Origin of the sequence: Nostoc sp. CENA543 (assembly GCF_002896875.1) — a bacterium.
GTDB lineage: Bacteria > Cyanobacteriota > Cyanobacteriia > Cyanobacteriales > Nostocaceae > Trichormus.
Genome location: NZ_CP023278.1, coordinates 2,312,421 through 2,325,714 on the forward strand (window position 1 = coordinate 2,312,421; position 13,294 = coordinate 2,325,714).

The 13,294-nt window shown below is 40.2% G+C and carries 11 protein-coding genes; 7 read left to right on the plus strand and 4 right to left on the minus strand.

Annotation, left to right across the window (positions count from 1 at the left end; genetic code table 11):
• Nucleotides 1–149 precede the first annotated feature (149 nt).
• The 3 genes from CLI64_RS09620 to CLI64_RS09630 all read left to right on the plus strand — a co-directional run bounded on the left by CLI64_RS09620 (nt 150) and on the right by CLI64_RS09630 (nt 3,657).
• Nucleotides 150–1,010, plus strand: coding sequence for a hypothetical protein (locus CLI64_RS09620; protein ID WP_103137011.1), 861 nt, complete (start codon nt 150–152; stop codon nt 1,008–1,010).
• A gap of 263 nt (nt 1,011–1,273) precedes the next feature.
• Complete coding sequence (locus CLI64_RS09625) at nt 1,274–3,013, plus strand: DUF4157 domain-containing protein (RefSeq protein ID WP_103137012.1); 1,740 nt, start codon at nt 1,274–1,276, stop codon at nt 3,011–3,013.
• 80 nt (nt 3,014–3,093) lie between these two features.
• Nucleotides 3,094–3,657, plus strand: coding sequence for a Uma2 family endonuclease (locus CLI64_RS09630; protein ID WP_103137013.1), 564 nt, complete (start codon nt 3,094–3,096; stop codon nt 3,655–3,657).
• A gap of 94 nt (nt 3,658–3,751) precedes the next feature.
• On the opposite strand, the gene CLI64_RS09635 is transcribed toward CLI64_RS09630, so the two are convergent.
• Nucleotides 3,752–4,315, minus strand: coding sequence for a hypothetical protein (locus tag CLI64_RS09635; RefSeq protein ID WP_103137014.1), 564 nt, complete (start codon nt 4,313–4,315; stop codon nt 3,752–3,754).
• A gap of 309 nt (nt 4,316–4,624) precedes the next feature.
• On the opposite strand from CLI64_RS09635, the gene CLI64_RS09640 reads away from it, so the two are divergent.
• Both CLI64_RS09640 and CLI64_RS09645 read left to right on the plus strand, forming a co-directional pair.
• A complete protein-coding gene (locus tag CLI64_RS09640; RefSeq protein ID WP_103137015.1) occupies nt 4,625–5,293 on the plus strand; it encodes a response regulator transcription factor in 669 nt (222 codons plus the stop codon).
• Nucleotides 5,294–5,410: 117 nt separating this feature from the next.
• The gene (locus tag CLI64_RS09645) at nt 5,411–6,856 is read left to right on the plus strand and encodes an ATP-binding protein (protein ID WP_103137016.1); all 1,446 of its coding nucleotides are present in this window, start codon (nt 5,411–5,413) and stop codon (nt 6,854–6,856) included.
• 212 nt (nt 6,857–7,068) lie between these two features.
• On the opposite strand, the gene CLI64_RS09650 is transcribed toward CLI64_RS09645, so the two are convergent.
• On the minus strand, nt 7,069–7,305 hold the full coding sequence (locus CLI64_RS09650; protein WP_103137017.1) for a hypothetical protein: 237 nt from the start codon (nt 7,303–7,305) through the stop codon (nt 7,069–7,071).
• Between the two features lie 568 nt (nt 7,306–7,873).
• On the opposite strand from CLI64_RS09650, the gene CLI64_RS09655 reads away from it, so the two are divergent.
• Both CLI64_RS09655 and CLI64_RS09660 read left to right on the plus strand, forming a co-directional pair.
• Complete coding sequence (locus tag CLI64_RS09655) at nt 7,874–8,875, plus strand: cyanophycin synthetase (RefSeq protein ID WP_103137018.1); 1,002 nt, start codon at nt 7,874–7,876, stop codon at nt 8,873–8,875.
• 474 nt (nt 8,876–9,349) lie between these two features.
• On the plus strand, nt 9,350–10,846 hold the full coding sequence (locus CLI64_RS09660) for a sensor histidine kinase (protein ID WP_225977551.1): 1,497 nt from the start codon (nt 9,350–9,352) through the stop codon (nt 10,844–10,846).
• Nucleotides 10,847–11,146: 300 nt separating this feature from the next.
• Here the strand turns inward: CLI64_RS09660 and CLI64_RS09665 are convergent, their stop codons facing one another.
• The gene (locus CLI64_RS09665) at nt 11,147–11,833 is read right to left on the minus strand and encodes a PHP domain-containing protein (protein ID WP_103137020.1); all 687 of its coding nucleotides are present in this window, start codon (nt 11,831–11,833) and stop codon (nt 11,147–11,149) included.
• Between the two features lie 339 nt (nt 11,834–12,172).
• On the minus strand, nt 12,173–13,195 hold the full coding sequence (purM, locus tag CLI64_RS09670; RefSeq protein WP_103137021.1) for a phosphoribosylformylglycinamidine cyclo-ligase: 1,023 nt from the start codon (nt 13,193–13,195) through the stop codon (nt 12,173–12,175).
• Between the last annotated feature and the right edge of the window lie 99 nt (nt 13,196–13,294).

Sequence of the window (13,294 nt, forward strand, 5' to 3'; positions counted from 1 at the left end):
TGTTCCCTGTCCCCTGTAATACCAATTCATCAACATTCAGCCACGAGTTCAAAATTTATTTGGAATTTTGAATTGCTCTAACTTGTGGTGTTGTCCGTATACAGCCCACAATAATAACTTGTTAAGCTCAAAGATAAGACGACAATGCCATGATCATGTCCATACTACGCAAATTTACTGTTTTTCTTTTAGCTGTAAGTTTGTGCTTGACAACTGTCGCTTGTGGAGGCGGAAACCAAACCACCCCAAGCAATCGCAACGTCAGCCAAACCGCTACACCCACTAAATTAAGTGACGGTCAATATCAAGTCCAACAAGCCACCTATGACGATGGTTCAGGGGAGTACACTTTATTTTTACTCAACAGTACACCTCCAACCTTTGCCACCGAAAACTTGCAAATGGCTAGGCTAACTGATGATGAAATCAAAGAAGGTAAGAAAACTTATCTCAAAGTAGACAACGGACAACCAGTTTTATATTTGACAGAAGACTTTAAAATTGAGTACGTCCACAACGTCACCGAAACCAAAACCAACCCCAACACCGGACAGCAAGAAACCGTCGTAGTTCGTCGAGAAAGTGGTTTTTGGGCTCCCTTTACTGGTGCGTTAGCTGGTCAAGCAATAGGTAGCTTATTGTTTAGACCCCAATATTATGTACCTCCTGTATATCAACCAGGCGCAGGATTAATTACTGGCTACGGTGGTTATGGTACAACCTATGACCAAGCCGTTAATAGTTACCGCACCCGCTATAATTCAGCACCAGCAGCCGTAAGAAATCGCACTGCTTTCAGAACCACAGGAACAATCAGAAGATCATCTGGTAATTCTACTGTCCGTTCTACAACACGCACCAACCGACCCTCTGGTTCAGGTTTTGGTACCAGCACCTTAAGATCCTCTGGTAGATCAACTACCACCAGACGCAGCCCCAGCAGCAGCAGTTTTGGTAGTGGTCGTTCTCCAGCCCGTCGTAGCACAGGTTTTGGTAGTAGAAGACGCTAATTAATTGCGAATTTAATACCGAGTTGCCGTCAAATTTTGGAGTAGAGATTTGGAATATTGATTCTGAAAAACTTCTCTGTTGATGTTGTTGAAATCAACTAAATATAATTCAAAACTATAGGGGCATTTAGCCCCTTTTTTATTATTTGACTCTATGACAAATAGTAGCGATCGCTAACACCCCTCTGATGTTTCGTGTAATGATGATCACTAGCTATATCTGGACGACGAAGCACGCCGGAAATTACTGGGAGGGTGAATAAATGTGTAGTAGACAATACAAGGCACGTAAAATATTTAGCAAGTCCTCCGATACACCAGCGTCAAATCCATTGGAATTACGCCCCTTTGTCGTCCAGCCCCGACCACAAACACCAGAGTTACAGGCTCAGGAAGAGAAATTAGCACAGTCTGATAGTTTGTTGAGGAATATATCAACTTTTCGTCCAGGCTATGAACCACCGCCACCACCACGTATTCAGACTCAGTTAACAATTGGTGAGCCAGGGGATAAATATGAGCAAGAAGCCGATCGGGTAGCAGCAGATGTAGTGCAAAGAATTAATGCACCTCAAATGTCTCCGGTTCAGCGATCGCAAGTTATAGAAGATGAAAATGAGCTGCAAGCGAAACCACTGGTACAGCGTATGTCGAATGTAGGTAGTATGGCTGCACCACCCGATTTAGAAGCATCCATCCAAGGGTTAAAGGGTAGTGGACAGCCACTAGTAGACAGTATCCGAGAACCAATGGAACAGGCATTTGGGGCTAATTTCAGTGGGGTGAAAGTCCACACAGATTCTCAATCTGACCAATTGAATCAATCAATTCAGGCAAAAGCTTTTACCACAGGGCAGGATATCTTTTTTCGGCAAGGCGCATACAACCCCAGTAGCAATGGAGGACAAGAGTTAATTGCCCATGAGTTAACTCACGTTGTGCAACAGAATGGAGGTGCAGTACAGAGATCACCGCAACCCTCAGAGCAAAACGCCTCAATGTCGTTTACAGCTAACCCTGAACACTCCATTCAACGTCATCCCGTACACTGGGAAAGGTCTCAAGACGTGCAGAACTTCCTCGGTGTCAACCCTGGTTGGGCATTTTTCGGTAAGACAAAACTAGGAAGATGTCAAAAAGCGATCCGTGAGTATCAAAGTCTCCCAGAAGATGGATTTGCTGCCAGAAAACAAAAATTGACTGCGATCGAAAAAGAACTGGTGGCATGGCAGGCGAAGTATGGAGTTACCAAAAAAGATAGTGAAGCAGCACGGCTAATTCCGGTCATACAGAAGATGGTCAACTATGAGAGAGAAGAAATCGATTTATCAGAAAAAAGAGCATCTGGAGAGATAGACCCAGATAAACCATCTTCATGGCGGCAGGCGCGAGACTTTCCCACTAATGCTGAATACGAGATTACATTTAGAGCTTTAATGAAGTTAAATCTCGGAAAAACAGGGATAGATGTTCCTAGATTGGGAGAGATGGATGCACAGGATAAAAAGAGTTTTCAACAGGCAACACCGGACGCTGTATGTAATTACGCAAATACAGGTGCAAATATATCTGCTAGCCGCAGTTTTAAATTTACAAATCAGATAGCAGCTAAGTCTTCATCAAAAGGCAAATCTAATTTGATAGTGGTGCAAGTTATACGTCCCGGATATGCAATCGATGTAGAGCAGAATGCTTACAATGAGGAGGAGCAACTAGGTATTGATAGTGGCATCACAGAAAAAGATAAGCGGAAAGCCAGAGAGGCTAAAGAGATCGCAACGCTGAAAAATCCGCCAGAACTGATTCTTGGCTGGGTAGAATTTCCGACAGATGTCATAAATGAGGCAGGTAGTCTAGAAGATGCAGTGCGAAATAACTTGATCAAATTCGTATTTAACCCTGCCTATGGCAAGGGGGAACTGGGGGAAGACTTACCAGAACTCAGTGAGATGAAAAACTTTGATGAATTGTCACTTATGTGGGCAACATACCCACCAACCTGAGTCGCTCAATGCACCTTGAAGAGCGATCGCCCTTCCCGTCAGCTTGCTAAACTAAAACCATCCCGCAGCCTTCAGGAGCTATGAACTCTACAACTACCCAAAAACCAAGCTTAGAAGAGTTTCTCAAGCTCCCAGAAACAAAACCAGCTAGTGAATATATCAATGGTGAAATTTGGCAAAAACCTATGCCAAAAGGTAGACACAGTCGCTTGCAAGGTAAACTGATTGAGGTTATTAATCAAGTTAGTGAGGCGCAGAAAATCGCCTACGGATTTCCTGAATTACGGTGTACTTTCGGTAATCGCTCAATTGTTCCTGATTTAGCTGTATTTCAATGGAAACGTATCCCATTCACTATTAATGGTGATGTACCTGATAATTTTCAAATACCACCAGACTGGACGATTGAGATCCTCTCACCTGAGCAAAAACCTAACAAAGTAATTGGTGATATTCTTCACTGTCTCCAATATGGTAGCCGTCTAGGATGGTTTCTTGACCCAGATGACTTCAGTATTTTGATCTTTTTACCAGAAAAACAGCCAGCCTTACTTCAAGGAGAAGATTCCTTACCTGTCTTACATGAAATTCCACTGACGCTAACTGTCAATCAAGTTTTTGCATGGCTAAAAATGGGTACTTGAGCCTAACCACTGAAATTATACAGTCATGACAGCGATCGCTTCTTTTATAAAAAATCATATCAATGGAGGCGATCGCTATTTGTGCATCTGCATTTTATTTTTTAGGGCGATCGCCTGGGGGACGAGATGGAACACCCAACGCCTCAATTAATTGTTGTTCACTCACACCCAATTTTGCGGCTGCACTTTTGAAATCAGGGCGGGGAGGTGGGCCTGATGGTCTTTCAGAGGGCGGATTTTGGGGAACTCCTAAAGCTTGTTTTAATTGAGTTTCACTGACTCCTAATTTTTGGGCGGCTGCTGCAAAATTGGGAGGCTGGCGATCGCCTGGAGGTTGGGGTGGAACACCCAAAGCCTCCATTAACTTTTCTTCACTCACACCCAATTTAGCTGCTGCACCTTTGAAATCAGGACGGGGAGGTGGGCCTGATGGTCGTTCAGAGGGCGGATTCGCTGGAACTCCTAAAGCTTGTTTTAATTCAGCCTCACTCACCCCCAGCTTTTGCGCCGCCGCCGCAAAATTAGGTCTGGGTGGTCTTTGTTGTTGATTCGGTGTTGGTGAATTTTGGGCTACCGTCGTAGATTGATTAGCGATTAAACCAAAAGTCCCAATAGCTAACGGTAGACTAGCAGTAATGAAAAGCCGCTTAATACGCATAAAACCCTTCCCTGAAGATAAATTTCGTGTGGTCTATGTTTCGATTAAGCCAACTCAAAATTACAATTCTATATTCTCTTAAATTACAGTTTTGTCATCAGCCAAGAGTGCCAATTAATTCACCATAGAAGAGAATAGAGATATTTATACTAATCCGACTCGATTATTGAAATTACTTACGTAAGTAGAGCAAGGTGAATAGATAACAGAAGTATATTTACCTTCGCGGAAGTCAAATATACTTCCCAATATTCAATATTTTCAACTATTACCCATTCCCGATTCCCAATTCCCCATTCCCTTGATTTTATGCACATTCTCTTTGTCGAAGACGAACTAAAAATTGCTAGCTTTGTGCAAGCTGGTTTAAAAGAGCAAGGATTTACCGTTGATTACTCTGATAATGGTGATGAGGGATATCTGCGCGCAATAGAACAAGAATATGATGCCATTGTCTTAGACATCATGCTGCCAGGGAAAGACGGGTTAGCGATTTTAAAAAGTTTACGACAAAGAAAAAAGAATACTCCAGTCATTTTATTAACGGCGCGCAACGAACTAGACGATCGCCTCGCCGGATTGAATTTAGGCGCAGATGACTATATAGCCAAACCCTTTTTTGTAGAGGAATTAGTGGCGCGTCTTCATGCTGTGGTTCGTCGGAGTAGCGGCGATCGCCAAAATCTACTTTCAGTTAGTGGATTACAGTTAGATAGAATCTCACGAGAAGTTAAATGTAATGGGGAGATAGTAGAACTAACTAGCCGTGAGTTTAACCTTTTAGAATATTTAATGCGATCGCCCGGAAGAGTTTTTACCCGCACACAAATTTTAGAACACGTTTGGGGTTACGACTTCAACCCCAATACCAATATTGTTGATGTTTGTATTCAAAGAATTCGCAAAAAAATCGAAATCGTAGGTGGTTGGGGTCTAATTGAAAGCGTGCGCGGCGTAGGATACAGGTTTAAGAATTAGTCAATAGTCAATAGTCATTAGTCAATAGTCATTAGTCATTAGTCATTAGTTTTTGCTACCTTGTCTACCTTGTCTACCTTGTCCCCAATCCCCAATCCCCAATCCCCAATCAATCCCATGTCCCAATTTCGACTCCGTGTTGCTTTGTTGTCTGCGGCTTTAGCTGGTGGTGCTTTAGTTGGTTTTGGATTTGTGTCTTGGTGGTTAATTTATGACGCTAAACTCACCCGCCTAAATGCTCAATTAGAAGCTCAATTGATGAGACCACCTATAAAAGATTTTTGGCGTTTTCCTCGACCTGAATTAGCAAAAGAATTAGATATCAAGGGGGAAATGTCGAATTCTTTGTTAGTTACAAATAACAGTGGTCAAATTATCTATAAATCTACTACATGGCCAGATGAATTGAATTTAAAGGGTTTGTTCCGTCAATATCCACCGCTATCACCATCAGCAAAAGTTCCGCCGAAAATTCCCCCAGATGTTCAGGGTTTTTTAGGTCAACATCCACCACCCCCTCCCCCGCGTTTACCGCCTTTACGTCCACGATTATTAACGCAGCAGACAAAAACGGGGACTTGGCGTTTTGGTGTGATGAGTTTTCCTGAATATCAGGTGGCGATCGCTGTTAGTTTACAAACAATTGATCGGGAAATGAATCTCATCCGTGATGTGTTTGTAATTGCGATACCTGTCCTACTTTTTTTGGTGTCTGGTGGCGCGTGGATAGTATCAGGAAATGCTTTAAATCCGATTCGTCAATTAGTGGTTGCTATTCGCCAAGTCACGGCTACAGGATTGGATCAAAGAATTCCTATCGGTGCTACAGATGTGGAATTTATGGAACTAATTCAGGTGTTTAACCAAATGTTGGAACGTCTGAAACATAGTTTTAAACAAGCATCCCGCTTTAGTGGCGATGCAGCACATGAACTTAAAACACCATTAGCAATTCTCCAAGGAGAACTAGAACGCAGTCTCCAACAGGCTGAACCAGGTTCAGAAATGCAGCAAAGTTTGGGTAATTTGCTAGATGAAGTCCGCCGACTGAGTGGGATTGTCCGCAAGCTGTTGTTACTGTCTTTAGCTGACGCAGGACAAATGAGTTTACATCGTGTGGAAGTGGATATTTCCCAGATGTTAGTCCAAATGTTGGAGGACATCGAACTTTTAGCACCCCATCTGCAAGTCGAGATCAAAATTACACCTGGATTGCAGGTTGATGGCGATCGCGATTTGCTCAACCAAGTTTTACAAAACCTCTTGAGTAACGCTATCAAGTACAATCTCCCAGAGGGTTGGATACAAATTGAGGCTCGACAACGAGGAAAAATCGTCTACATCACTATCAGCAACGCTTCTCAAGATATCCCAATTGGCGATCGCGATCGTCTCTTTGAGCGATTCTATCGCGGCGATCTCTCCAGAAATCGAAAAGTTGACGGTACAGGATTGGGACTTAGCCTAGCTAGAGAAATTACCATCGCACACGGTGGGGAACTTTATCTAGAACCTACTGTGTTGGGTCAAACTGCTTTCACCTTACGCTTACCCAATAATTAAACCATGAATATCTAGTCTTAAAACTTGGTAAAGCACCCAGAAATCTAACTAATACTGAAAACCGACAAAAAACTGATCAAATCAGCCTTATTTACTATTAAATTTTGCCTTTTTATGGGGGTTAGGGGCGAAAATCCTCCCAATTTATCGATGCTTTCTTCTGCACCCTCACAACCTACATACCCCTTTACCCATCACTCTCGACATACACCTTAAATCGCTGCTTCTTCACGCTGACAATCAAAAACCACCATAAAAGAAGCATTAGGAACTACTTGGCATAGATGCTGCATATAACCATCAGCATCGGAACGACTGCGAAAACGGGCAACAATCTCACGCTTGGCATCGGGAAGTAAACGTGCGATCGCCCAGGAATTGAGGCGTTGTTTATAGCCTTTAGACGGAGTTTCAGAGATGGTTGCTTTGTATTCAGAATTTTGTGGCATGATTATCTTAACCGTATTAAGTTTCAGTAAAGGCGATGGTGAATATCTTGAAGATATTCACTACTCCTTTTTTATATTTCTGCCACCTTGTTATTCGATTATTTATAAATTGTCAACACCGAATGATATATTTGAGACTACACCAAGACTTAAATGATCATTTAGTCTGAACCAGCAGTTATTTACTTAATAAAAGCTTAAGTAGTCAAGTTATAATTTAAACAACATAAATTTATTAAAGTAAAGTAACACTAGTATTTAATTAGACTTATTTTCTCATTTACATTACATAGCAGACAGTTTTGAGCAATTATGAAAGCTGTGTTCTTCAATATGAAGAAAAATCACAACTTGCAGCACAGTTGACACAAAACTCTAGCTTGAGCAAGTCAGCAATGATTTACGAAATCTAACATTTTGACTAGTTTTTGAGCATATTACTTCATAAAACGTGATTAACTCAATCTGGATTAAATATTTAAGACTTTACTAAAAATATCGAATCGGTTGACCAATAGTTGTAGGTTAGTTAAAATCTTGGCAACAAATTATACTTGCAAAACATAAAATGGCATTAGTAACGTCAATAATTCAAAAAATTGCGCCCCAAATTGGTGCGGTAGTCGTTCTAGATCCAGAGTATCAATTAGTAGGTCATATTACTTTTAAAAATGGACATAAAGCATTTTTCAGCACTACAAAATTAAATATTAATGGTTTTGGATCAGCAGAAATAGCTAAAGACAAGGGTTATTCAAACTTTTTTCTCAAACATTTTGGGTATAAAGTGACCGAAGGAAAAACATTTTTTAGTCATAAATTCTGCGAGAAAATTGGTAATGATAGAAATATTGATGTCGGGTTTGAATACGCTAAAAGCTTAGGATTCCCTGTAATTGTTAAACCTATTAATCTTAGTCAAGGAAAATTAGTCACCAAAGTTCATAATAAAACTGAGTATTATCAAGTAGCAAAAAAAATTTTGCGAATCAATACAGGATTAATTGTAGAAAAATTTTATTGTGGTAAAGACTACAGGGTTGTCGTTATCGATAATGAAGTAATAGCAGCTTATCAAAGAATGCCTTTATCAGTGATTGGTGATGGACAATCAACAATTTTAGAGTTGTTAGTGCAGAAACAAGAGAACTTTCTTCAGAGTGGTAGAAAAAAGATTATAGATACTGATGATTTCCGTATTAAACAGAAGCTAAAAAAACAAAGTCTCAACTTAAACAGTATTATTCCCAATGGTAAGGTAATCTATCTTTTAGACAATGCTAATTTATCTAGCGGTGGAGAGGCTGTGGATGTCACTGAAAGTATCCATCCAGACTTTCAAAAACTGGCGTTAAATGTTGCTAAAGATATGGGGTTGAGGCTAATCGGTTTAGATATTATTACCCACGACATAACCAGGCCAATGGTAGATTATGTGATCATCGAAGTGAATGGTTCCCCTAGCTTAACTCACTATGCTGCTATTGGAGATATCCAAACTCAAAGAGTTGAACGTCTATACTTAAAAATTCTGCAAGCCTTAGAAAGAGATTACAATAACCAAAATTAAGTAAGAAATCATACCTCATACCATTTCACAGAAATCACGATCTACAGAGATTGGTGGTAATAGTTGAGAACTCTGATTTTCTTTGTGTCTCATAAATTAAGTGAAATGGTATTACCGATGATAACTAAACATAAATTTCAACTGTAAATTGAAAATATCTATCATAGTGATCATACTTAATTTATAAAAATCTTTTTAACTTCTATTCTGTGTAGTTTCTGTCTTGTATAGGGAAAATATTATCAATATTATGGTACACGCCGAAAACTGACTTAAAACTATCAAATGCGTAGAATTGTAATTCGACCACAATTGAAACCTATAAACAAAGTATTTCCGGCTTTTATGAAATGGTTATTAACGGCTAAGTGGTACCACATTTACTACGCACTCGCAATATTTAATATACTAACTGTTTTCAGTAGCTTGTACCTGAATCATCAGATGATGACTAGTTATTCAAATTCAGTAGAAGTGAATCGGTACTGGGCTGAAAGTATACAAATATATTCAGAAGCTAATCAATTGTTAGCAGCGATTAATGCTCCAGGAAATAACGTTTTTGAATCGCTAGATGTTGAGTCAGAAAAGAAAAATTTAAGTTCAGCCCAAGCTACTTTTGATAAACTGATCAAATTCATCCGAGCCGAATTAAAAACTCAAGTTCCTCCAGATAGATTACAAATATTACTGCAAAGTTTAGATGAGTTGGAAATCGTCAAAATAGAAATGGTAGGTGAGGTGAAACTTATTTTTTTTCATCTCCAAAACCAAAAACCGGAGCTAGCTGCTAAACACATGGCGAAAATGGATCAAAAATATCAGCAAGGTAATAAAATAATAGCTAGATTCCGTAGAGATGTTAGCCAAATTCAACAGCAGATTTTAGAGCAGCAAAAAGTCAAGGCTAGAATATTCCTTGTCTATGAGATTGCGATCGCAATAGCAATGCTGTTCATGGTATTCAGTGTGACTTACTATGGACATCAGTTGGCTATAAAAATGAAGTTAGATGATCAAGCAAAAGAAAAATCAATCAGAGATTTACAAGCAGCAGAATCCTTGTTAAAGGAGCAAAAACATCAGCTACAAGTAACCTTAGACCATCTCCAGAAAACGCAGTTACAACTAATTCAAAGTGAAAAGATGTCGAGTTTAGGTCAGCTTGTATCTGGTATTGCCCATGAAGTCAATAACCCTGTTAATTTTATCCATGCTAACTTACCATATATTCGAGATTATTCCTCTAATCTTCTGACTTTAGTGCGACTTTATCAAGAGTTTTATCCTCATACTGTAGAAGAAATTCAAGCGCATCAAAATAATATTGATCTAGAGTTTTTGTCTGAGGATCTAATGAGCATCATGAATTCTATGCAACTGGGGACAGAACGCATTCGTCAGATAGTCTTATCGCTGCGTAATTTCTCACGCATAGACGAAGCCGAATATAAAGCTGTGGATATTCATGAAGGCCTTGAGAACACATTACTAATTTTGCAACATCGTTTACAAGTTACTAATACCCGTCCAGAAATTACCGTACACAAAAATTATATGAATCTGCCACCAGTAGAATGCTATGCTGGACAGATTAATCAGGTTTTTTTGAATATTCTAATTAATGCTATTGATGCTATAGAGGAATTACATAAACAGCAAGCTTGTAAGGTGATGCCACAAGAGCCATATCATATTTATATTGCTACATCACTTGTTGATTCGGATTGGTTGAATATCATTATTGCTGATAATGGAATTGGCATTCCTGAATCTATTCAACAGCGTATTTTTGATCCATTCTTCACCACTAAACCTGTAGGTGCAGGGACAGGTATGGGTCTTTCTATTAGTTATCAAATTATTACTGAACAACACGGTGGCAAGTTAGACTGTTTTTCTCTACCAAGTCAGGGAACAAAGTTTGTGATTCAGATTCCCATGAAGAAAACAGCTATTGCATATGTCTAACTAACACCAATTCTCCAAAATCAAGCAACAGATGCAGACCTGAAAACCCAGATAATACCTGACTTTACTTAATTGCGTAAAGCCTGCGGCATAGCTGCGCTTAGAGCGGAGCGGGGCGGGAGCATCGTTGCGAATTGGTATAATTCCAGTTGTGATTGAAAAGAAATCTGGTCTCAGTTCAAGACCAGTTCTTTGAGTTGATTTTGTACAGGTTACAGGTTAACTTATACCTCATCCAATTTGAATAATGATGGCGACAAAGAGATTGCTTTACTATTCAAACAATCCAAAATCCAGCTATTACAGCCTTTGCAATAGACTTAAACCGTGGGTATCCGTACCACAAGTATTGAACAGGTGATATTGTTCAGCTAGTTGCTGTACCTGCTGCGATTCTGTAGCACTCGGTTTCCAGGGGTTAGGGTTGTTGTAAGCATAGAACGCTTCGACACCATCAATCCCGTATTCTACGGCTGCGGGAATTAGCTCAAAATGCGATCGCTTATAACGTGCAGGATGCGCTAACACAGCTAATCCTCCAGCAGCATGAATCGCCGCAATCACGTTACCAGCCTCATATTCTTTTCCTGTAGTTACCCTTTTTTGTAAATAAGGTCTCATACTCAAGTGTTCTGGTTGAAAACCATAGGCTAAAATATGAACGTCCACATTTAATAAATTAGCGTTAACTTCTACACCACTCCACAGGTAGGGGGTAAATGCGCCAGGATTGTTCCACTTCCAGTCTTCTAGCCAACTTTGGGCTGCTTCATAGCCGCCAATAGTATGATGATCTGTAATCGCCAAACCTTTTAAACCAATCGCGATCGCTTGTTCCATCAACACATTTGGCTGTAATTTCCCGTCTGAGTAGACGGTGTGCATATGAAAATTAAATAACCTCGGACAACTTTGGGCATCTATATTCTGGAACACTTCTTCTAAGAGTTCACAATTAACAGATGTCCGGGCAAAATTTACAACCATAACCCCCTCTGAATAAAAATACGTGACTCCTTCACACCAACACGCCAAATCCAGAAATGAGTACCTTGCAGCACTTGTCACTAGTGCCGAAAGCTATTTTCTCAGTTTTATCAGTCAGATTTTTTCAATATGTTAAGACTACGTTAGCAAATCTAAATGCTAACGGTCATGAGTATATTCAATTGCCATCATAAGTAGTAGTAACAAATGTTTGTTTCTCTGGTTTTACTTACTGAAACAATACCTGACGTAATTCTTACTGTGTAAGTATTACAGTAGGACTATCCTGCCCTAACATTGAGTATTTCAGGAATTTTTTGGTATCAAAATTAACTTTTATTACAACCCTACTAACGTCCCTTCACCAGCTATGACTTCACCAATAGCAAAAGCTGAAATATCCTTGGCGGCAAAAAATGCAATTGTCTGTTCTACTTGCTGGGGTGGGATGAGTAGTACAAAACCAACTCCCATATTGAAAGTGTTATACATCGCTTCCGCACTTACGGAGCCAGCCTGAGCCAACCATTGAAAAATCGGGGGAATCGTCCAACTTTTGGGGTTAATTTGAATCGATTGACCTTGAGCCAAACACCTGGGTAAATTTTCTGGTAAACCCCCACCTGTAATATGTGCCATCCCGTGAATGTCTATACCTGCTTGTCGTGCAGCTAACACAGGTTTCACATAGATGCGTGTAGGTTCTATAAATGTGGCACCGATAGTTGCACCACCTAACAATTCTGGTGTGTCCTCCCAGCTAAAACCGCCATCTTGGACAATCTTTCTAACTAAGCTTAAACCATTACTATGGACACCGGAACTAGCCAGTGCGATCGCCACATCTCCCACTTGCACTTGAGAACCGTTAAGCATTTGGCTTTTTTCTACGATTCCCACACAAAAACCCGCCAAGTCATATTCTCCCACCGAGTAGAAACCAGGCATTTCCGCCGTTTCTCCTCCCAATAAAGCACAACCAGCCAGTTGACACCCTGATGCAATTCCCGCTACTACCTGCGTTAGTTGCTCTTTATCTAACTTACCTGTGGCGACATAATCAAGGAAAAATAAAGGTTCAGCCCCTGATGTCAACACATCATTGACACACATAGCCACTAAATCAATCCCAACGCTGTCATGACGGTTGAGAACTTGAGCAATTTTGAGCTTTGTTCCCACACCATCGGTACCAGAAACTAGTACAGGTTGTTTGTAACCACCAGGGATTTCAAAACAACCCCCAAAACCACCCAACCCCCCAATTACTTCTGGTCTAAAAGTGCTGTGAACTAAATTGCGAATTTGATCAACAAAAGCTCTACCAGCTTCTACATCAACACCTGCGTCCCGATAATCCATAGTCAATAGTCAATAGTCAATAGTCAATAGTCAATAGTCATTAGTCATTAGTCATTAGTCATTAGTCATTAGTTTTTCTCCCTTGTCTACCTTGTCTCC

What these genes read in the sequence shown, in the direction of transcription:
- CLI64_RS09620 (WP_103137011.1), top strand. Translation starts at nt 150, where the DNA reads ATGATCATGTCCATACTACGCAAATTTACTGTTTTTCTTTTAGCTGTA.
- CLI64_RS09625 (WP_103137012.1), top strand. Translation starts at nt 1,274, where the DNA reads ATGTGTAGTAGACAATACAAGGCACGTAAAATATTTAGCAAGTCCTCC.
- CLI64_RS09630 (WP_103137013.1), top strand. Translation starts at nt 3,094, where the DNA reads ATGAACTCTACAACTACCCAAAAACCAAGCTTAGAAGAGTTTCTCAAG.
- CLI64_RS09635 (WP_103137014.1), bottom strand. Translation starts at nt 4,315, where the DNA reads ATGCGTATTAAGCGGCTTTTCATTACTGCTAGTCTACCGTTAGCTATT.
- CLI64_RS09640 (WP_103137015.1), top strand. Translation starts at nt 4,625, where the DNA reads ATGCACATTCTCTTTGTCGAAGACGAACTAAAAATTGCTAGCTTTGTG.
- CLI64_RS09645 (WP_103137016.1), top strand. Translation starts at nt 5,411, where the DNA reads ATGTCCCAATTTCGACTCCGTGTTGCTTTGTTGTCTGCGGCTTTAGCT.
- CLI64_RS09650 (WP_103137017.1), bottom strand. Translation starts at nt 7,305, where the DNA reads ATGCCACAAAATTCTGAATACAAAGCAACCATCTCTGAAACTCCGTCT.
- CLI64_RS09655 (WP_103137018.1), top strand. Translation starts at nt 7,874, where the DNA reads ATGGCATTAGTAACGTCAATAATTCAAAAAATTGCGCCCCAAATTGGT.
- CLI64_RS09665 (WP_103137020.1), bottom strand. Translation starts at nt 11,833, where the DNA reads ATGGTTGTAAATTTTGCCCGGACATCTGTTAATTGTGAACTCTTAGAA.
- purM (WP_103137021.1), bottom strand. Translation starts at nt 13,195, where the DNA reads ATGGATTATCGGGACGCAGGTGTTGATGTAGAAGCTGGTAGAGCTTTT.